27 protein-coding genes are annotated in these 19,714 nt (G+C 66.2%); all 27 read left to right on the top strand.

Annotated elements, in window-relative coordinates:
* The coding region (locus ACTNC3_RS10560) for a hypothetical protein (protein ID WP_441227401.1) at window positions 1-492 on the top strand (492 nt) is incomplete at its 5' end.
* Entirely contained in the window at window positions 489-863 is a 375-nt protein-coding gene (locus ACTNC3_RS10555; protein ID WP_441227400.1) for a hypothetical protein, read from the top strand. The genes ACTNC3_RS10560 and ACTNC3_RS10555, both read left to right, overlap by 4 nt.
* A gap of 20 nt (window positions 864-883) precedes the next feature.
* A complete protein-coding gene (locus tag ACTNC3_RS10550; RefSeq protein ID WP_441140862.1) occupies window positions 884-1,729 on the top strand; it encodes a hypothetical protein in 846 nt (281 codons plus the stop codon).
* Window positions 1,726-2,322 (top strand): hypothetical protein, encoded by a 597-nt coding sequence (locus tag ACTNC3_RS10545; RefSeq protein WP_441227402.1) that lies wholly within the window; start codon window positions 1,726-1,728, stop codon window positions 2,320-2,322. Before ACTNC3_RS10550 ends, ACTNC3_RS10545 begins: the two co-directional genes overlap by 4 nt.
* Window positions 2,229-3,098: a DNA adenine methylase gene (locus tag ACTNC3_RS10540; protein WP_441042278.1), complete on the top strand. Its 870-nt coding sequence runs from the start codon at window positions 2,229-2,231 to the stop codon at window positions 3,096-3,098. Before ACTNC3_RS10545 ends, ACTNC3_RS10540 begins: the two co-directional genes overlap by 94 nt.
* Window positions 3,092-3,877 (top strand): phosphoadenosine phosphosulfate reductase domain-containing protein, encoded by a 786-nt coding sequence (locus ACTNC3_RS10535; RefSeq protein ID WP_441042276.1) that lies wholly within the window; start codon window positions 3,092-3,094, stop codon window positions 3,875-3,877. Before ACTNC3_RS10540 ends, ACTNC3_RS10535 begins: the two co-directional genes overlap by 7 nt.
* 420 nt (window positions 3,878-4,297) lie before the next feature.
* Window positions 4,298-4,609, top strand: a complete 312-nt coding sequence (locus tag ACTNC3_RS10530) for a hypothetical protein (protein WP_441140858.1) — start codon at window positions 4,298-4,300, stop codon at window positions 4,607-4,609.
* Between the two features lie 139 nt (window positions 4,610-4,748).
* Window positions 4,749-4,820, top strand: a complete 72-nt coding sequence (locus ACTNC3_RS10525; protein WP_441042374.1) for a helix-turn-helix domain-containing protein — start codon at window positions 4,749-4,751, stop codon at window positions 4,818-4,820.
* Window positions 4,821-5,553: 733 nt separating this feature from the next.
* Complete coding sequence (locus tag ACTNC3_RS10520; protein WP_441140855.1) at window positions 5,554-7,029, top strand: DNA cytosine methyltransferase; 1,476 nt, start codon at window positions 5,554-5,556, stop codon at window positions 7,027-7,029.
* The gene (locus tag ACTNC3_RS10515) at window positions 7,026-7,760 is read left to right on the top strand and encodes a hypothetical protein (RefSeq protein ID WP_441227399.1); all 735 of its coding nucleotides are present in this window, start codon (window positions 7,026-7,028) and stop codon (window positions 7,758-7,760) included. Before ACTNC3_RS10520 ends, ACTNC3_RS10515 begins: the two co-directional genes overlap by 4 nt.
* A gap of 172 nt (window positions 7,761-7,932) precedes the next feature.
* Complete coding sequence (locus tag ACTNC3_RS10510) at window positions 7,933-8,241, top strand: HNH endonuclease (protein ID WP_366150865.1); 309 nt, start codon at window positions 7,933-7,935, stop codon at window positions 8,239-8,241.
* A 503-nt stretch (window positions 8,242-8,744) separates the two neighbouring features.
* Window positions 8,745-8,981, top strand: coding sequence for a hypothetical protein (locus ACTNC3_RS10505; RefSeq protein WP_441227398.1), 237 nt, complete (start codon window positions 8,745-8,747; stop codon window positions 8,979-8,981).
* A gap of 2 nt (window positions 8,982-8,983) precedes the next feature.
* Complete coding sequence (locus ACTNC3_RS10500) at window positions 8,984-11,689, top strand: LAGLIDADG family homing endonuclease (protein WP_441227397.1); 2,706 nt, start codon at window positions 8,984-8,986, stop codon at window positions 11,687-11,689.
* A gap of 15 nt (window positions 11,690-11,704) precedes the next feature.
* Window positions 11,705-12,937, top strand: coding sequence for a phage portal protein family protein (locus ACTNC3_RS10495; protein WP_441042182.1), 1,233 nt, complete (start codon window positions 11,705-11,707; stop codon window positions 12,935-12,937).
* Window positions 12,937-14,103: a head maturation protease, ClpP-related gene (locus tag ACTNC3_RS10490; protein WP_441042180.1), complete on the top strand. Its 1,167-nt coding sequence runs from the start codon at window positions 12,937-12,939 to the stop codon at window positions 14,101-14,103. Before ACTNC3_RS10495 ends, ACTNC3_RS10490 begins: the two co-directional genes overlap by 1 nt.
* Window positions 14,100-14,450, top strand: a complete 351-nt coding sequence (locus ACTNC3_RS10485) for a capsid cement protein (RefSeq protein ID WP_441042178.1) — start codon at window positions 14,100-14,102, stop codon at window positions 14,448-14,450. The genes ACTNC3_RS10490 and ACTNC3_RS10485 overlap by 4 nt, the downstream gene beginning before the upstream one ends.
* A gap of 11 nt (window positions 14,451-14,461) precedes the next feature.
* Window positions 14,462-15,388: a phage major capsid protein gene (locus ACTNC3_RS10480; RefSeq protein ID WP_441085573.1), complete on the top strand. Its 927-nt coding sequence runs from the start codon at window positions 14,462-14,464 to the stop codon at window positions 15,386-15,388.
* Window positions 15,389-15,390: 2 nt separating this feature from the next.
* A complete protein-coding gene (locus ACTNC3_RS10475) occupies window positions 15,391-15,606 on the top strand; it encodes a hypothetical protein (RefSeq protein ID WP_441042175.1) in 216 nt (71 codons plus the stop codon).
* A 14-nt stretch (window positions 15,607-15,620) separates the two neighbouring features.
* Window positions 15,621-15,968 carry a hypothetical protein gene (locus ACTNC3_RS10470; protein WP_441042173.1) on the top strand — a complete coding sequence of 116 codons (348 nt, stop codon included), beginning with the start codon at window positions 15,621-15,623 and terminating at the stop codon, window positions 15,966-15,968.
* Window positions 15,965-16,570, top strand: a complete 606-nt coding sequence (locus tag ACTNC3_RS10465) for a DUF6093 family protein (protein ID WP_441227396.1) — start codon at window positions 15,965-15,967, stop codon at window positions 16,568-16,570. The genes ACTNC3_RS10470 and ACTNC3_RS10465 overlap by 4 nt, the downstream gene beginning before the upstream one ends.
* Window positions 16,567-16,929, top strand: a complete 363-nt coding sequence (locus ACTNC3_RS10460) for an HK97-gp10 family putative phage morphogenesis protein (protein ID WP_441085571.1) — start codon at window positions 16,567-16,569, stop codon at window positions 16,927-16,929. Before ACTNC3_RS10465 ends, ACTNC3_RS10460 begins: the two co-directional genes overlap by 4 nt.
* The gene (locus tag ACTNC3_RS10455; protein WP_441042168.1) at window positions 16,926-17,336 is read left to right on the top strand and encodes a hypothetical protein; all 411 of its coding nucleotides are present in this window, start codon (window positions 16,926-16,928) and stop codon (window positions 17,334-17,336) included. The genes ACTNC3_RS10460 and ACTNC3_RS10455 overlap by 4 nt, the downstream gene beginning before the upstream one ends.
* A gap of 10 nt (window positions 17,337-17,346) precedes the next feature.
* Complete coding sequence (locus tag ACTNC3_RS10450; RefSeq protein ID WP_441227395.1) at window positions 17,347-17,577, top strand: hypothetical protein; 231 nt, start codon at window positions 17,347-17,349, stop codon at window positions 17,575-17,577.
* A gap of 100 nt (window positions 17,578-17,677) precedes the next feature.
* Window positions 17,678-18,064: a hypothetical protein gene (locus ACTNC3_RS10445; RefSeq protein WP_441227394.1), complete on the top strand. Its 387-nt coding sequence runs from the start codon at window positions 17,678-17,680 to the stop codon at window positions 18,062-18,064.
* A gap of 79 nt (window positions 18,065-18,143) precedes the next feature.
* On the top strand, window positions 18,144-18,722 hold the full coding sequence (locus ACTNC3_RS10440; RefSeq protein WP_441042162.1) for a hypothetical protein: 579 nt from the start codon (window positions 18,144-18,146) through the stop codon (window positions 18,720-18,722).
* Between the two features lie 26 nt (window positions 18,723-18,748).
* Window positions 18,749-19,171 carry a hypothetical protein gene (locus tag ACTNC3_RS10435; RefSeq protein WP_441227393.1) on the top strand — a complete coding sequence of 141 codons (423 nt, stop codon included), beginning with the start codon at window positions 18,749-18,751 and terminating at the stop codon, window positions 19,169-19,171.
* Window positions 19,172-19,209: 38 nt separating this feature from the next.
* On the top strand, window positions 19,210-19,714 hold a 505-nt coding region (locus ACTNC3_RS10430), incomplete at its 3' end, for a phage tail tape measure protein (RefSeq protein ID WP_441227392.1).

The raw sequence follows: 19,714 nt of genomic DNA, 5'->3' as shown, positions 1-19,714 counted from the left end.
CCCCCTGTCAGCCTGCGGTTGTGGAGCATCATCGCCGCCCCAGCCAGTGACCTGCCGCCCAAACATGAGAAATGTGCCATGCCCGACGGGCCGGGCCTGACCCTGCTGAACCGGTCCAATCCAGCGCCCATCTCCGACATCCTAGCCACCCCGCCTGATGGTGAGTGGCTGGTCACCGTCGCAGTGTCGGGACAAAAACATGTCCTGCCCTACGCCCACGTCAACACCGGGGCAGGTCGGTGGCAGATGCGGATGGAGTCCACCACCGTCACATCCACCCCGGATGAGTGGATGATGGTTCGCAGGCACGCTCTGGAGTTGCGCCGTCTCGGAGTCCCCGCGTCAGCCGTCCTCACGGGAGACCCGTCCGGTATCGCGACCGCCGACAAGCTCGCCGCATGGGTGGAGCACTCCCGCCCGCTCGCCCCCTACCTCAGATCACCACTGCTCGACCTCGCGCTGTGGACCGTCACGAAAGGAACCATGCAATGACCGACATCCTGCTCGATGCCACCCGGAAGTGGCTGTCAGCACTACTCGACTCCGCCGACGTGGACACCATCGGGGCCAGCCATTGGTGGGATCGAGCCTCTGCCGCGCTTCAAGCCGCTGCAGCGGGCGCTACCACTCTCGCCCAAGCGACGACGATCGCTGCCGCCAAACTCCAGGTCGATGTGCTCAGCGAATCGGCGTCGCGGACCGTGACTGCCCTCGCCGAGGTGATTGACCCGTCCTACACCGAATGGGCTGATCGTGTCGCCGCTGAGCACGTCTACATGGTCGCCCTCGTCCGCGTCGAGCGCACCGCCCGCCGCACCGGCAAAAACCTCCAGCCTGCCCTCGACGCCCCCGCCCCATACTGACCGAAAGAGAGACACACATCATGAGCCTCACGTACTACACCGCGACCGCTCTCACCCCGCTGCATCATGGCGCAGGCACCGCCGGGAACACCGCCCTGCTGCGGACCGAGCAGATCATCCAACCCGACGGAACCACCGCCACCGTGCCCTACATCTCCGGAAACTCGATTCGCCACGGACTCCGGTCGGCGCTGGCGTGGCACCTCGCCCGCACGCTCAACATAGAACCGGGCAGCCTGTCTAAGCCAGTGGTTGACCTGCTGTGGTCCGGCGGGGCCATCACCGAAACCGGGTCGCAAACCAACCTTGACACCCTCCGCCGCGTGGAGGAACTGCTGCCGCACCTGGCGATGCTCGGCTACTCGGCCCGCTCCGATCTGGCAGCAGGCACGGTGCGCATATCTCCACTGATGCTCGTCTGCGCCGAGAACGCGTGGCGGCTGCCCGGCCATGTCGCAGAGACCGCGCACGCTCTGAAGCGGGCCGCTGCCTACCGGTCGGAGGAGTTCGGCACCCGCCACGACATCACCACCACACCGGCCGGACGCTACCTCGACATGGCGCAGACTCTCGCATCTACACAGATGATCTACGACTGGCAGACCATCAAATCTGGCGCTGTCCTGTGTGGGTCGATGCAGCTCACCCCGGCCGCCACCGAGCAACACCAGACCATGCTGGCTGTGGCAGCGTCCCTGTGGGCGCCCGACGGTGTGGCAAGCGTCGGCGCGAAGTCCAGCACGGGCGCAGGCATGGTGCGCATCGACGGGCTTGGCACGGACCCGCACATCGTGGATGCGTGGTCGGCCCGCCTCGAAAACACCCGCGCCGATATCCTCGACCTGCTCACCGAGGTGGCGGGATGACCCAGCCAGTGAGGATCACCGCCCACCTCGACAGCCTGTCGATCGGGCTCACGGAGACCCCGATGATGCTCGACGGGCCACTGTCGTGGGCATGGTGGCAGTTGCAGGGGTCGGGCCGGATTGTTCCCGGCCAACCGCCCGGCGATGCGGTGTTGCCGCTCGCCCGGTGGATGGAGGCTGGAACATGGGGGTGGTGCGTGTCCCGCGCCCACCCCCATGTTGAGGCGCACACAGCGATCGAACTGCGCCGCAAACCAGCCGCCGATGCGATGGCTCGCTACACGAAGGATCAGAAATACCATCCCGGGCTCGGGCCCCACAAAGCCCGTGACGTAACCGTAGCTGCGGCCTGGATACCGCGTGTGTGGTGGGACGCAGACACCACTGACGTGGATGCCCTGCACGCCCTGCTGGTCGACGTGACACATCTGGGGGCGCATGCCGCCGTCGGATACGGGAGGGTGTCCGGGTGGAGCATCGAGGCGGGCGTCCGTGATGGGTGGAGAGATCGACCGATGCCCACCGAGGGTGGGCAGTTGCAACGCGTCCGCCCACCCTACTGGCACCACGGCGACCGAGTGGAGTGCGCGTGAGACCACCTTTCCCCTACGTCGGCAGTAAGACGATGATCGCCGCCAAAATCATCGTCTTACTGCCGGCCCACCGGCACTACGTGGAGGTGTGTGGCGGGAGTCTCGCGGTGCTGCTCGCCAAAACACCGTCGGAGGCGGAGACCGTCAACGACCTGGACGGTGATCTGGTCACGTTCTGGCGAGTGCTGCGCGACCAGCCGGAGGCGTTGGAGCGCGCATGTGTCCTCACACCCCACTCGCGCGTCGAGCTGTACGAAGCTATCGGGAGCGATGCGTCCAGCGAGGTGGAGCGTGCCCGCCAAGTATGGGTGCGGCTGACCCAGAACACGCTCCGCACCACCGAGCAGCGGCACGATTTCTGGGTCAAGAGGATCGCCACCGGCTCCCATCCCCACACCATGGCGTCGTGGGCGTCGCGGCTCGCCCCAGCAGCGGCCCGGCTCCACCGTGTCAGCATTGACCAGCGCCCCGCCGTCGAGATGCTTGACATGTACGACAAGCCCGGATGCCTGCTCTATATCGACCCCCCATACCCCGGCAGCGTCCGCTACCCGCACCACATGGATGACGGCAACCACCTGGCCCTGGTCAACGCGATCGCAACCGTCAACCACGCCGCCCTGGCGGTGTCCGGCTACCCAGACACCGTGTACGACACTGCACTCACCGCAGTCCGGGGATGGGCACGGCACCCTATCGCCGCCCGCGCACAGGTGCCGATGGGTCGCACCGTTCCCCGTACCGAAATCCTGTGGACCAAGGAGGCCCCATGCTGATCGACTCTCCCCGCATCACCGGACCCGACCGCAACCACTGGGCCGCACTGGAACGCTACGACAATCTCATCGCCGAAGCTGATTCGGCGCGCCTCGACCGGATCGAGGGGGAAGCCATCTCCGAAATCCGCCGCTTCCTTGATGCTGACGAGGGGTTCGTGTCCATGTCGTGGGGGAAGGACTCAGTGGTGGTCGCACACCTTGCCTACCTCGCCGACCCGCAGGTCACGATGAAGCGTGCCCGCGTGGCCGATTGGGAACCACCCGAAACCGACTGGGTGCGAGACGCATTCCTCGACACCCACCCGGGCATCAACTATCACGAGGCCCTGTACGAGGGCCGTGTCCCGCAGCGAGGCGAACCAGGGTTCGAGGCGATCCATGCCGACCCCAACCGCAAGGCAACCAACATCATGGCCAAACTTATCCCCGGCCGGTATGTGTCGGGGGTTCGGGCCGAGGAGTCGGCTGTTCGTGCCGGGTCGCTGCGCTGGCACGGCACCTCCACAGAGCGCACGTGCCGACCCATCATCCGCTGGACCGCCGTCGACGTGTACGCCTACCTGCACTCGCGCCACCTCCCCGTGCATCCCACCTACGCATTGAGCTTCGGTGGCAAGTTGGACCGTCGCTGGCTGCGCGTCCACATCCTCGGCTCCACCAAGGCGAAGCGGTCGGCTGTGCACGGACGCGACTCGGAAAGCTGGGAGGAAACCTATTATGGAGACGTGTTGGCGGCAGCCCGCGCCCGCCGTGCGCACTTGTGGGCTGAGCAGTGAATCGCCGCATCTGGGAGTTCTTGCCCGCCCGACGCTCACGCGGTCGGGTCACCACACCGTCGGTGATAGCCGCCAACATCGGCGCCTCAGTCGTAGAGGTGATGGCTGCACTACTCACCATGGAGCGCGACGGGCACGTCGTGCAGGACAGGCGAGGGTCGTGGCATCGAGGGGTGCCGCTACTCCCCAGCGCTCCGACCCGTTCGCCGCTCACGTCCAGACGGCGAGGAGGTGATGATTGATGACCCTCACCCTCACTGTCGGGCGCTGGGAACTCCACCTCACCATCGCACGACACGCACCCGACGAGCATCCCCTACCCGACGAGCAGGCCCCGCCCGTCCATATCGAGACCCCCATGTCCATCTACGTCGATCCCCTCCCGCAACCCTGCGGATTCACCCGCCCCATGGAGGCATAGTGACCGCAGACACCCGCGAGCAGCTCGCCCCCGACGAGGACAAGCGCTGGCAGGCGGAGCTGCTGGTGGCGAAGGCGAGGTCCGGCGAGGTCGGCCCCGTCCAACTGGAGATGCGCACGCACTGGGCGACCATCCTGCCCGGCGACGCGCCGACGCACTCACATCACCAGGTGCTCTACCGCGACGGGCAACTCTGGCACGACCCCCACCCCTCCCGAGACGGACTGCTCGCCGTCGAGGAGGCCTTCGTGCTCCGGCCACCGCCGGCAGCCGGACACGACCACGACCCGACACCCCAGGAGGACCAGTGACCCCCACCGCGAGCGCCTACGCCAGGCGCTCCGCAACCGACAGGAGACATCATGACCGTGATTGGTAGCGCGCATGCCCCTTGCTTCAGCTATGGGGTAAGCGCATCAAGTGACAGCGAAACCTGCTACACTGTCAACTATGAGCGGCAAGGTTGTGAGGCGGGCGTACAAGTACCGCTTCTACCCGACCCCGGAGCAAGCCGAGCACTAGCCCAGCCGTTCAACCACCAGTCGGCACCGCTCGATGAACTCCGCGTCAGTCAAGTCGTTCTTGAAAGCGTTGATCAGGCGGTCGCACCAGACGCAGTTATCCATGTCTCGCGGGTCCCCGCCGCGGCTTCGGGGTATGCGGTGGTCCAAGCTGGCATTCACGCCGGGCACAAGTTTGACGCCGGTGTAGTAGCAGCGGAATCCTTGCGCTTCGAGCTTGGCCCACAATGCCGCGTACTGGTCTCCTTTGAATCCGTACTTGTTGGCGATACCCTGCAGCCAATGCACGCGGCAGTAGTTGCTCGCGTGTGTCGATGGCGCAGAGCACGCCACGCAGAAGCCTGTACCTCGGCGACTTCGTCGGTATTCCGCGCCCCTTGCGCCGTATCGTTCCCGCGCTTTCTCGCGGCACTGGACGCAGTTTTTGTAGCGCTCATCCGGGAGGCGTGCTCCGCAGTTGTTGCAAGCGAGCCCAGTTTCCGCCCACTTGGCTCTCAGGTTCTTCTTGCGTTCCGCCTGGCGCTTGGAGTGATGATCTGCGCAAGGTCGGCAGAAGCGTGTGGTACCAGTCGGCCCCCGCTCTTCGCCGCAATCCTTGCAGAGTCCCGCCGCGATTCTTCGCGCCTGAGTTGGTTCGTATGCCATAAGGCGAGTCTACCGCATGTGGAGGCTCGCGGTTTCAGCCTGTGGAGATGGAGTGAGACCGCCTCGCTCCTAGAGCGAGGAGGCGTCCGTTGAAGAAGCAGGAATCCCCCGGCTTCAGCCGTGGGGAGCAAGTCAACGATCTGGACACCCTCAGAGTCGGGAGCCTCTTCTCGGGCTACGGCGGCTTGGATCTCGCGCTAGAGGCCGTCTTCCCGACAGCCCAGGTCGTGTGGACCTCCGACATTGACTCGGGAGCGCGCAAGGTGCTCGCGAGTCGCTACCCCGACGCCCCCAACCTCGGCGACGTGACGCGCGTCGACTGGAGCACCGTCCCGCCCGTCGACCTCATCACGGGCGGATCCCCATGCCCAGACCTCAGCACCGCCGGACGACGCGCCGGCATGACCGACGGCACCCGCTCCAACCTGTGGGTCACCATGAGAGAGGCAATCGCCCATGTCCAACCCACATACGTCGTCTGGGAGAACGTCCGAGGAAGTCTCTCCGCTAAGGCCGCTAGCGACCTGGAACACTGCCCGGGATGTATGGGAAGTCCCGATGACAGAGGGCCTGTTCTGCGAGCACTTGGACGTGTACTCGGAGACTTGGGTGACCTCGGGTTCGATGCGGAATGGCACGGCCTACGAGCGTCCGACGTCGGCGCCTGTCACCAGCGGTTCCGAGTGTTCGTCCTCGCTTGGCGACGAGATGCTGCCGACGCCGACCACGCAGGACGCCAAGAATCTGGGCGCCCCATCGCAAATGAGGCGGAACACGCTGCCGTTGAACACGCGGGTGCTGCGGCTCTGAGAATGCTCCCCACGCCGCGGTCGTCGGACACCCACGGCGCGGGCGAGCATGGCACGGGTGGGCCTGACCTGCGCACCGTCGTGACCATGCTCCCCACGCCGGCCGCTGGCGCGTTCAACGACGGCGAGGACGTGGACGCATGGCAGGCCCGCCGAGACTGCGTCAAGGCCGAACTGGGCAACGGCAACGGCTTCGGGATGCCACTGGGTATCGCCGTCGCCACGCTCCCCACGCCTTCCGTGGCCGATGCTACGGGTGGGCATGAGCGACGTGGCGGCGCGCGCGGCGGCGAACTACTACTCAAGGGCATCGCATCCCACGAGCAGTTCGGACAGTACGCCCCTGCCGTCGCCCGTCAGGAGGTCGCGTTCGGGCACCCCGCGCCGTCGCCAACCGAGCCCGGCAAGAACCGGCCACGCCTCGCCGCTGCGTTCGCCGAATGGATGATGGGTCTGCCGCCCGGATGGGTCACCGACGTGCCCGGAGTCACCCGCAACGAGGCGCTGCGGCTGGCAGGCAACGGCGTCGTGCCGCAGCAGGCCGCTGCGGCCCTGGCAGACATGCTCGACGCGTACCGCGACCGACGCGAGGCCCCACCGACCACCGACATGGCCGCCTACGACTCCAACATTGAGCGGATGGTGCGCCTGTACCGGGACCGTGACCAGCTCCGCACGCGCCTAGCCCGGCTACCGAGGGAGGACTCACCGGCAGCCGGACACGACCACGACCCGACACCCCAGGAGGACCAGTGACCCCCACCGCCCAGCACGTCCGCCGCTGGCTCGCCGAGCTGGCAGACCTTGCCACCCTCCTCCCAACCGCGCTCATCACCAGATCGCCCGACGACACCCAGCGACGCACTGCACCCGGCAGTCGCCCACCAGTCCGACTCGATGTCATCCAGCTCCTCAACAACACGCTCGCGCAGGACGTGGCAGCCGGACGCGCCGAATGGATGGACCCCGACCGAGCAGGCCTCCTGCCCTACCTGTGGACCTGGTGCCGAGACATCGAGGCCGACGCCCTCGACGCAGGACTTGCCCCCGACGACCTGCCCGACACCGTGGCCGGATGCTGCTCATGGCTCGCCACCTGGCTCGACTTCGCCCAGACCCTGCCCCAGTGGGACGAGCTGGTGTGGGGCATCGACCGCTGCTGGCGCAACACCCGTGCCGCCACCCGAGGCGTCCGCGACGACGACCCACCCCGACACGCCCGATGCAACCGCTGCCACATCGGCACCCTCACGCCATCAGGCGACGTGTGGACCTGCACCGACTGCGCCCGCATCATCTCCATCACCGCCGTCAGCCTCCCCGACGCTGCCCGCCTCACGGGCATACCCCTCCGCACACTCCAAGCATGGGCGGCCAGATCACTCCTCGATCGGGGCGTCGCAGACCCCGACGACCAGCGACGCACGCTGTATGACCTCGGGACCATCCGGCGTGTCGCAGCAGAAGCACAACTCAGATCGTCGTGATATGCTGCGCCTAGTTGCCCATCAGTGCGCCCTCGCGCCGGTGGGCATTATGCATGTAGGGGGGCGACAGATGGGGACCTCTGACTGTGGCTGGTGCGAGCGATGCGGGTTACCCCTACGGCACGGCAAGGACGGGGCGCCGTGGTGTCCCGAGTGTGATCGGTGAGCGCGCATGTCTGCGCAGGTGACTGGTGGGGCCGCTGAGTGGGGCGGGAAGCGAGCACAGGATGCGCTCGCTCTCGTGCGCCGACATGGGCAGGCGGGCGACCTGCCATGCGTCATCTGCGGCATGCCGATCGACTACAGCCTGCGCCACCCACACAAGCAGGCGTGCACCGTGCAGCACATCAAGCCCCGAGCCACACATCCGCACCTGACCTGGGAGCAGAGCAACTGGGCACCAGCTCACGCCGATTGCAACACCGCGCAGGGATCGCGGATCGCTGTCGGTCTCGGTCTTGTGTCGCCTTGGTTGAGCTAGTCCCGACGAGCGGGAGTGAACGCCCACACGGCGCATCCCGCAGCGAAGGTCAAGCCAGCGAGTGAGACGAGAAGCGACCCGCCCTCAGTCAGGCTGTCATTCATCCGTAGGCGGTCAGATGGCCACCATGTGGCCGTGACGTAGAGGCCAAGGAGGGCGCCCGACAGGGCTAGCAGGACACGGTACGCCCACTCGGCGGCGCTGCGATCAGACATGAGGTCAGTGTAGTCAAGCAAGGGTGCGCGGCGTTCGAACAAGCACCAGAAAAATATCGTACACATGATCTAATGTGGCAGGCCGCGGGGTGCCCTTTTTTCTCCCCCCTGCGATTCGCGATGGGGGTCGCGCGAGGTCCAGATTGGGGGACTGTAGTGGAGCAGGTCGAGTCTCCTGTCCTGTCGGGTCGGGTGCTGGATGACGGCTTTGGCGAGTCGGTGCGGCAGGCGACTGATGCGGCGCTGCGTGAGTGTCCGCCGTCGCGTCGTGCGCGTGGCTTGGTGGCGGTGATACGTCGTCTTGCTGACGCGATCGATGCGATCGATGCGGAGGGCCTGAATCCGGCGGGGAAGCTGGACAATGTGACGATCCCGACATATCTGCGGTATGCGGAGGCGCTGGGTATGACGCTGTCGAAGGCGGCGTCGCCCCCCAAGCCCGAGGCCCACGTGGTGCCTGATGATTCGCCGGGTGCGAGGATCATCGCGATGCAGCAGCGGGCGTCTCGTCGTGGGGCGAGCTGACGATGGCTGCTCGGCTCGGTTCGACGGTGCCGAGGGTCTACACGCCCCCGTTGCGTCCGCTGGAGCCTCGGTCTGAGGAGACGGAGCGGTGGACGCTCGGCTACCAGGTCTGCGACTTCGCGGAGCACGTCCTGCGGATGCCGCTCCTGCCGTGGCAGCAGTGGTTCATGGTCCACGGCCTCGAGTTGCTGGACGATGGCTCGTTCCGGTTCAAAACTTTGGTGTTGCTGGTGGCTCGCCAGAACGGCAAGTCGACGATCTCGCTGGTGCTGGGCCTCTACGCGCTGTACGTGCTCCGGTGGGGTACGGTGCTCGGCGTCGCGCAGGGGTTGGACACGGCTGAGGAGATTCTCGACCTCGCGTCGGAGCTGGTGACTGCTACCGAGGAGGATGACGACGGCGAGGAGCAGCCGCTGCGGCCGTGGTTGGCTGATCAGGTTGCCAAGGTGGTGGCGATCAACGGCAAACGGGCGCTACTGCTGCGCGGGCGCCGTCGATGGAAGGTGAAGGCGGCGTCGAGGGCCGCGGCTCGTGGCTTCTCTGGCGATCTGATCCTGTTCGATGAGCTGCGTGAGCAGAGGAACTGGCTCGCGTGGGGCGCGGTCACAAAATCGACGATGGCGCGGCCTCATGCCCTGATCCTGGCGATGTCGAACGCGGGCGACGTGATGTCGGTGGTGCTGAAACAGTTGCGGCGGATCGCACACTTAGCGCTCGGTGACCCGGACGGCATCTGCGAGCTGACACCGCTCGAGAAGTACGCGCTGGCGGCTGATGATGCGGCCGCGGACGAGGCGTCTGCGGACACGGTTTTCCTGGCGGAGTGGTCGGCTGCCCCCGGTCGTGCGAAGGGTGACCGTGCTGGGTGGTGTGAGGCGAATCCGTCGCTGGGATACCTGATCGACGAGCGCACCGTCCTCGGCGCCTACCAGACCGATCCTGAGTGGGTGTTCCGCTGCCTAGACGTCGCCACCCCCACCCTCACGCGGCGCGGATGGGTTCCCATGGGCGACATCGCGGTTGGCGATCAAGTCAAGGGCGTCAATGGCGAGTGGGTGAACGTGGTCGGGAAGTCGCCGGTTCACACCGGACGAACCTGCTACCGGGTAACGCTCAATGATGGGCGATCTGTGGTCTGCGACGAGGGCCACCTATGGACCGTGTCTGACCGACGTAGGCCGGGGCGAGTCGAGACGCTCCGCACCTCTGAGCTGATTGACCGCGGGGTGACGTACTACAACCCGAGCATGGGCTACGACGTACGGAACTTCACGCTCCCCAAGGTGGAGCCGCTCGACGGTCCCGAGGTCGATCTCCCGGTCCATCCCTACCTGCTCGGCTTGTGGCTAGGAGACGGCAGCAAGCACGCCGCGATGGTATTTGTCGAGGCTAGGGACCGGGCGCACATCGAGCGCCGGATCGTCGAATGCGGCGGCACTGTGACCACTTCGGCCAAGGACTCGGAGAACTGCTACCGCATTGGATTCCAAGTCGGTGGGTATGGGCGCTTCACAGGCGCCCTCCGTGCGCTTGGTGTGCTCAAGAACAAGCACATCCCAGACATTTACCTGACCGCTTCCCGTGAGCAGCGCTTGCAGCTCCTCCAAGGGCTTATGGATTCCGACGGAACCATCCACAAGAAGACGGGAAGGTCCACCTTCACGAACACCGACATGCGACTCATCAGAGGCGCCCGCTCGCTGGTCAGATCACTGGGGTGGAAGACCTCTGAACTCGACGGTGGCGAATACGGCAAGAGGGGGCACAAGCTGCGTTTCGACGTGTCATTCACGACGCGACCTGACGATATGCTGCCCGCGACCCTCCCGAGGAAGCTGGCCAATCTTCGCGCGTCTCGCTCCCGTCGAGATGTTCGGCCAGCCACGATTGCGCGGATCGAGACCGTGCCGTCAGTGCCTGTCTGCTGCATCAAGGTAGACGCTCCCGACTCGCTATTCCTCGCCGGCGATCTGATCCCGACGCACAACACGGAGGTGCTGTGTCAGTGGCCGGACGGGGCGATCGAGTCGCCCTACCCGCCCGGCACGTGGGACGCGTGCGCGAATGAGCCGGTCGATGGCCCGTCGGGGCCGCGTCTGGCTGACGAGGACACGCTGGCTGGCCCGCTGGTGGCGGCGATCGACGTGACTGACGACAAGTCACGAGCCCATGTGGTGATCGCTGGGTACCGCGCCGACGGGCGTCCGCAGATCGAGCATCGCGCCTCGCGTGTCGGGACGCACTGGGTCGAGGGGTACCTGTCGTCGCCGGAGGTGGAGCGCCGGTTGACGTGTGTGACTGGGCAGGAGCGTGGCGCTCCCGTGTCGGCTGTCCTGGCTGACCTGCGAGCCTCCGACGATTTCACGCTCCCGGTCGTGGAGTGGGGTGGGCAGGACATGCTCAACTCGTACACGGACTTTTTCGCGTTGGTGACATCGGGTCGGCTGGCGCACAATGCGCAGCCCGGTCTCGATGCGCCAGCGTCAATGGCTGCGACGCGTCGTCTCGGTGGAGTGGATGTGATCGATCGGCGTGGGTCGCCGTGTGATGCGTCTCCGCTGATCGCTGCTGTGGGTGCCGTGTGGCTGCTCGATCATCAACCGGTCGTGGAAATCCGCGACCCGATCCCGCCGCCGCCGAAGGTTGGTGTGGTGGGCGGTGCCGATGGTGGGTCGCGTGAGGTGAGCCTGCTGACGATGAGTTTTTGAGAGGGGTGGTGTCTTGTGGCTGAGATCGGCTATCAGAGCGGTGATGCGCTGCTGTCGTGGTCGCAGATGGCCTCGGCGCCCCAGGAGACGAACCCCGATCTGGTATGGCCTCGCTCGGTCGCCGTCTATGGGCGGATGAGGCGAGAGGAGTCGCAGGTCAAGAGCGTCTTGAAGGCAGTCACGCTGCCGATCCGGCGCACCACATGGGAACTGGACCCGGCAGGTGTACGTGAGCCGGTGCTCCAGGCGGTCTCGGCCAACCTCGGCGTCCCGATCAAGGGGCGCAAACCTGAGGCTAGGCCGCGCCGGACCCGTGGCACATTCTCGTGGAGCGAGCATCTGCGGTTGGCGCTGCTGGAGCTGCCCTACGGGCACTCCATTTTCGAGCAGGTGTACGAGTCTGCGCAGGGTTTGGTGCGTCTGCGGAAGCTGGCGTGGCGGCCACCGGAGACGATCGCCGGTTTCGAGGTCGCCGCCGATGGTGGCCTGGTCGCCGTCGAGCAGCACTCGATGGGGACGCGCCGAGTCCGTATCCCCATCGACCGGCTCGTCGTGTACGTCAATGAGCGCGAGGGCGCTAACTGGGCGGGCGAGAGCCTACTGCGATCGTGCTACAAGAACTGGCTCATCAAAGATCGACTGCTGCGCTCCCAGGCGTTGACTGTCGACCGCAACGGTCTCGGCGTTCCGGTGTATACGGGTGCGCCTGTGCCGGATGGAGCGACGGCGCTGGAGCGTGATGCGTGGATCGCTGCCGAGCGTGAGAATGGTTTGGCACTGGCGACGGCGTTCAGGTCTGGTGAGCAGGCTGGTGCGTCGATCCCGAGCGGCGCGAAGCTGCAACTGCTCGGCGTCGAGGGCGACCTCCCGGATGCTGACAAGCCGATCCGGTACCACGATGAGCAGATCGCCCGCGCCGTCCTCGCACACTTCCTGAACCTCGGGACCCAAACGGGCTCGTGGGCGCTCGGCACCACGTTCGCAGACTTCTTCGTCGGGTCGCTGCAGGCGGTTGCGATGCACATCGCGGACGTGACTCAGCAGCATGTCATCGATGATCTGGTGGACCTCAACTGGGGCGAGGACGAGCCTGCACCGCAGCTCGTCTTCGATGAGATCGGGGCGAAGAGCCCGGCTACGGCGGACGCAATCAAGGCTCTGGTTGACTGCGGAGCCGTGACCCCCGATGAGGGGCTGGAGGACTACATGCGGGCCAGCCATGGCCTGCCGGTGAGGGAGGTGGCGTGATGGCGACTCAGCACTACTGCTCGATCGAGATGAGGGCTGATGGTGGTACCGAGACCGTGGCTGATGTCCGCATCTACGGCGACATCGGGAGATGGGGTGGTGTGTCCGCCAAGGACTTTGCCGAGCAGATCGCGGCGCTCGATGTCGATCAGATCAACCTGTACGTGAACTCTCCGGGCGGCGCTGCCTGGGATGGTGTGGCGATCATGAATGCGCTGCGTCGGCACCGTGCCCGCGTCCTCGTCACCGTGGATGGGCTGGCCGCGTCGGCGGCGTCACTCATCTGCATGGCCGGTGACCACATCACAATGGGTCCATCGAGCCAGATGATGGTGCATGACGCGTCCGGGATCGCATGGGGAAATGCGCAGGTGCTGCGCGACACCGCGACGGTGCTCGACAAGCTCAGCGACTCCTATGCCGACGCGTACGCGAAGCGCGCTAGTGGAACCCGTGCCCAGTGGCGCGACATCATGCGCGCCGAGACGTGGTACACGGCGGAGGAGGCTGTGCTGGCGGGCCTGGCTGATGCGTGGGACGGGTCGGAGGATGCGGCGGCCGCTGCGTCGGCAACCCCGTTCGATCTGTCGAGCTTCCGCTATCAGGGTCGCGCTGATGCGCCTACCCCGCCCCTGCCGAGCGTGTCGGCATCCACTGAACTCCCGGCCAGTCCTGAGCCGGGCGAACCCACCACGAAGGAGGACTCCATGTCCGATTCTCTGATGGCTGGGCTCCGAGAGCGGCTCGGGATGACCGATGCCGACGCCGACGAGGGTGCCGTGCTTGCGGCGCTCGACGAGGCCCTCGAAGAGCGAGCCGAACCTGCCCCGACTGCTGCCCTGCCTGAGGGTGTCGTAGCGGTCGATGCTGCGACACTGGCCGATCTGCAGTCTGCTGCTGCCGATGCCCGGTCGCTGCGCGCCGAGCGTGACGCTGAGCGCCGTACCTCGCTGGTGGCGTCCGCCATCACTGAGGGGCGTATCCCGCCCGCCCGCCGCGACCACTGGCTGGCGCAACTCAATGCCGACGAGGAGGGCGCTTCCGCGATCCTCGCCTCGCTGGCCCCGAACACGATCCCGATGTCTGAGATCGGGCACGCCGGATCGGTCGAGGCCGCTGCCGACGCCGAGTACGCCCGCTACTACCCGAAGGAGGAGACGCGATGAGCGACTACCTGCCCCAGTTCAAGCCCGGCCAGACCGTCACGTTCACGGCGTCAGCAGCCGTCAAGGGCGGACAGTGCGTCGAGGTGACCGGTGACCGTCGAGTCGCCGCCACGTCCGGCGCGTCCACCAAGTACATCGGCGTCGCAGGCCACAGCGCCGCCGCCGAGTCCAAGGTCGTCGTGCACCTGCGCGGACACGTCCAACTCGTCAAGGCGAAGGGCGCCGTGACCGCTGGGCAGCATGTCGTGACCGCTGTTGACGGATGCGTGGCCGCCAATGAAACCAACCCCATCGGACTCGCCCTCACCGGCGGCACCGATGGCACCCTCATTCAGATCGCGGACTGAGAGGACGCATCATGGCATACACCTACCCCTATGTGACGGGCGCAGGGCAAGACCTCGCACCCGCCGATGTGCATCATTTTTTGCAGACCCCGACGCTCGTGGCGAGGCGGGTCAAGGAGTTGGCGCAGCAGAAATTCATTTCAGACTTCCTGCTGCAAGGCCGCTACGACGTGTCGGGTGGCGCGATCAGCTACCTCATCGACGATGGCCTGTACGCAGATCGGGAGCCGGAGGAGATCGCCGCTGGTGGCGAGTATCCGCTGACGCCCGCGACTGAAGGCACCCCGGCGTCTGCCCCGTCCGAGAAGGACGGGCAGGACTCTGAGGTGACCGATGAGGCGATCAAGCGGCTGCTCATGGACCCTGTGGAGCGTGCGCTGCGCAAGCTCATCAACTCCATGGTCCGCCGCGTGGATCGCAAGAACCTCGCGGTCATCGGATCGCAGGTCACCCGCACCAAGGCGGCTGGCGCGAACTGGACGACTGCCGATCAGATCATTGAGGACGTACTGGCTGCTGACGCCGTGCTCGATGATGACGACCTCGGTATCGACGGCTCTGTCGTGGTGCTGAACCCGGCCCAGTACGGGAAGGTCGCGGCGAAGTTCGTCAAGGCCGACCTGGCCGCGAACGGTATATCGCGCTCGGTGGAGAGCGGGGTGATTGGGGACTTCCTCGGCAAGACGTGGCTGGCTTCCAAGCATCTGCCTTTCGCTGACCCGATGGTGCTCGACCCGAGTCTGCTGGGTGGTATCGCGACCGAGAAGCTCGGGTCTCCCGGCTACACGGCCGTGCCCGGCACTCTCGGGATCGAGACGAAGGTATGGCGTCCGACTGACTCCGACCGTGACGGCTACCGTCTGCGTGTCCGTCGTGTCGGTGTCGCTGCCGTGATCGAGCCGAGGGCCGCGATCCGCATCACGGGCACGGGGGTCTGACCATGGCGTACCGAGTGAGCGGACCCAAGGCTGTCGTGCTGGTTGGCGGCGCATACATGCACATGTCGCACGGCTGTGTGCTGCCCGACGGGTCGGACACTGCGCACATCGAGCACCTGCTCGGCATCGGTCTCATCGAGGCCGTTCCCGAGCCGGACGGCAACACCGAGGGTGAGGGTGAGGCTCCCGACGGGTCGACCACCCGAGGCCGGAAGTAGGGGGGCGTGGGGCGATGGATTTGGCGCACATTCACGATGATCTGACAGTCGCTCGGCGCGTACTGGCATACGCCCAGACCATCGCCCCATGCATCACCTCCCTGACCGGTGAGGCTCAAGTATTGGCCCTCGCGATCCTGCGAGGTGCCGCCGCGAGCCTCGCCGGGTCAGACCGGCGCATCAAGTCGCGTCAGTCGGGTGAGTGGTCGCGCACCTACTTCTCCGACGCCGAGCTCGGGTCGGTGTTCTCTCCCGATGACACGCGAACCCTCGCGGCCATGTGTCCCGGCAGTGGTCGTGGCGTCGGTCCCGTCGGTTCGTTCCCGCCCCCCGATGGGGCCTATCGGAATCTGTGGCCGTGAACTGGATCGGTGAGTGCGAGCTCGTCCGGCTGGTGGGCGGCGACACGTTCCATGCGGCCGTGTCCGAGCGTGCGGTCAGCGAGCAGGCCGGTCGTCCTGGCGAGATGGGTCAGCGCGTCATGCTGGCTGTCTATCCGGCGCGCCGTATCGACCCTCCCACCCGGCTCGTGGTGCGGGGGCGTGAGGTCCGTGTGCTGGGTACTCAGATGCCGCCGTGGCCGGATGAACCGGCGCTCGTGAACTGTGTGGTCGCGACCCCGGCGCTGCCGGATGATGCGGTCATCACTGATGCGCCGTCTGACGTGCTGGACGTGGCGACGGGACGCCTCGGCGTCGAGGGTGCTGTCCGCTGGTCTGGCGCCGTGCACGTGTCCAGCCCGGCCCCCGCCACGGTCGAGGCTGCTGGTGAGGATGCTCCGCTGAATCGGGCTGTGATCACTCTGCCGCTCGACGCCGTCTATGCGCCTGACATGGTGCTGCGGGTCACGGGCTCCCGAGCCCCTGCGCTGATCGGTGCACGGTTCGTCCTGTCCGGCGAACTGCTGGACTCCGACGGCGAGGTGCGCCGCATCGTCGGCTATCGACCAGAGGGGGCGGCATGAGTATCACTGTGAGCGGTGCGCGTGAACTACAACAGGCATGCACGGACGCCTCGGGTCGCATCGACAAGGAAACGATTGCTGTGCTGCGGCGTGCCGCGGTTCGGGTGCGGAAGAGGCAGAAGCAAACTGCGCCCCGCGACACTGGTGCCTTGGTGAAGGCAATCGGATACCGCATTCGCGGCACCCGATGGACCCGCACCGCCGAGATCGGCCCGCGTATGGCGAAGATGTACCCCGTCTATCAGGAGTACGGCACGGCTCGCATGCCCGCGTCACCGTTCGTTAGAGCCTCGGTGGATGGCGAAGAGGACCTGATCGCTGACGATCTCGACCAGGTCGTGTCACGGAGCTACCGGTGAGTCACCCGCTGCTGTCCGTGCTGAACCTCCACGATCTGGCGCTGGCGCACGCGAGGTATTTGGAGCCGCGTGTGCTCGTGTTCGGTGAGACTCCCCCTGACGCGTCATCTCGACGCGTCCCCTATTTGGTGATCGACCCTGATCCCGGCTACGACCGCGTGACCCGCGCCGACGGGCGGGTGTCGTCACGGCAGGGCCGGTTCTCGGTTCGTTGCTGCGGCTCGACCCCACAACAGGCATCGCTCGCGCTGGATGCGTGCCGGGGTCGGTTCGTGGATTGGCGCCCGTTCCCTTCCCTGAGGTGGGGCGCGGCGCTGGAGTCGGACGCTGGGCCGCTCATCAAGGACACGTCTATCCCCACCGAGCCTCGGTTCAGCTTCACGCTGACCTACGACATCGACGACTGAGAGGACCATCATGCCGACTCCTGACGCTGCGGGCTGGTACCGGGTGAGACGCAAGGGCGACCCGACATCGCCCGTGTGGTCCACCCGCGTCTATGACCAGGAGACTGAATCCATCCATCCCGGACGTGCGTCCGACATCTACGGCGAGGCGCTGCCGCCGAAACTGCACGCAACCCTGGCTGTGGCCCCGGAGACGCCGGAGTCCACCCCAAACGACGAGGGAGAAAATAATGGCGACTGAGGACATCTACCCGGCAGGCATCTCCTCGCCGGGCAACAACACATGGCTCGTGAATGACACGAAAGCTGCCTCGCTGGCTGACCTCAAGGCGATGTTCGACGTGTCCTGCTACCTGCCCTCCGGGGAGGTCGAGATCGGCTTCTCGCAGGAGCGTGAGGACGACACGCGGGCCTGTCACGCGAGCAAGGTTGAGAGCTTCGGCGCGACCGTGTACGACCGGAAGGAGTGGGTCCACCTCGTGGCTCCCCAGGGAGACGGCACCGAGCCGGGAAACCTGGCGAAGTCGAAAATCAAGGCGAACCAGACCCAGTACGTGTATCTGCGGATGGGGGTTAAGCATGGCACCGAGCTGAAGGCGTCCGACAGGTGGGATGAGTACATGGTGCAGAACGGCGCCGAGCACACGTCCCCACTTCAGTCCGGCAAATATGTCCGCAAGGTACAGACCTCGTGGACACTGCTCCGCTCCGGCGTGACCTTCGCCTGACCTACCGCCGCATAGCCCGCCGCAGCCCCCGCCACGCCCTGTCATGGCGGGGGCTGCGGCCAGACAGGGAGACCACATCATGAGTACTGCGAACCAGAAACTTCGGGAGGCGCTGGAACGCCGCCAGCAGCAGCGGTCCACCGCCGGGCTGCAGCGCATCCCCTTCATGCTCGATGAGGAACTGGCGGACCGCATCGAGGGCATGGGGCGACGTGCCGCTGCGATCGAGGATCGGCTCCAAGCGCTGGGGGATGCTGGCGAGGGTGAGTCTGAGGATCGTCGCGCCAGCGATCCCGACGAGCGTGAAACCCTGACTGCCGAGCTGGGGCACATCAAGGCCGATCTGGAGACGGCGATCGAGGAGGCGCGGGACTGTCAGGTTGACCTCGTGTTCCGCCGCCTCAATGCCGACGAGTATGAGCACATTCTGATCCGGTCTGGCGGGGCGGAGGTCGATACGGATGCGGCCTCGGCGCAGAAGTTCCACTCCGAGGTCACTGCCCGCTGCTTCTTGCGGGTCGAGCTGGACGGTGAGGACACCGGCCAGACGTGGACCGAGTTCTTGGATGCGGCGCAGCCGACGTTTGGCGAGTTGGACCCGATCCGGGCACTCGTGTACGCCAATAACCGGCGGGGCAGCAACACCGTAAATTTTTGATCGGCGCCCTCAAGGCCGATCCTGACATGCTGGCGCTGGTGCGGGCCGCGAAAGCGCGTGGGTTGACTGTCCGGGCGATGCTCGGGTGGGAGCCGAACCGCACCATCACACCCACTGGCGACGGCAGCTACACCATCACAACCGCCCCGGCGTGGGACGAGACTGAGCGCAATATGGCGCTGGCTCTCGACGAGATCGAGGCCCACACCTGTCACGGCTGCGGTTCTGATCTGACAGAGACCCTGACCGACAAGTCACCGCTCGAGGACGACGGTGATGGGTACTACCACCGCATCCACGTCGGCTGGTGCCGAGGCTGTGTCGCAATGGCCCGCTGGCAACAGCGGGTGAGCAGCGAAGACCGGGAGCTGGAGGGCACTTCCGCTGATCCGCTGCCGCAGGCCCGCCGTATCCGTCTGGAGCGGCTGCCGATCCCAACCGAGGACTGACACTGCAGAGGTGGTGATGTGGCGTGTCTCGTACCGTCATGGCTCGACTGACGATCGACGGCGTGCAGGGCGTCATCACAGGCTTCCGACAGGTCGGCCAGGCCGCTGTCGAGTACTCCCGCACCGCCCAGAAGGCCGGGACGACCGCGACCCGCTGGATGGACAAACACTCTGACCAGCTCGGGAGACTGGGCGGCACCCTTCTCAAGGTGGGTGCGGTTGGTGCGCTCGCGCTGGGTGGGCTGGCGAAGTCCGCGATCGACTGGGAGTCGGCTTGGGCGGGCGTCACCAAAACCGTGGATGGCACACCGCAGCAGATGGCTGCGATTGAGGCTGGGCTGCGGTCGATGGCGAAAGAACTGCCGTCGTCGCATCGAGAGATCGCCGCTGTCGCTGAGGCTGCCGGTCAGCTCGGCGTGAAGTCCGAGGCCATCGTCGGTTTCACGCGCACCATGATCGATCTGGGCGAGACAACGAACCTGAGCGCGGACGAGGCAGCCACGTCACTGGCGCAGTTGATGAACGTCATGGGCACCTCTCAGG

The organism is Oribacterium sp. HCP3S3_B9 (assembly GCF_052064255.1).
Taxonomy (GTDB): Bacteria; Bacillota; Clostridia; order Lachnospirales; family Lachnospiraceae; genus Oribacterium.
This window is presented reverse-complemented; position numbering and strand designations above follow the sequence as displayed.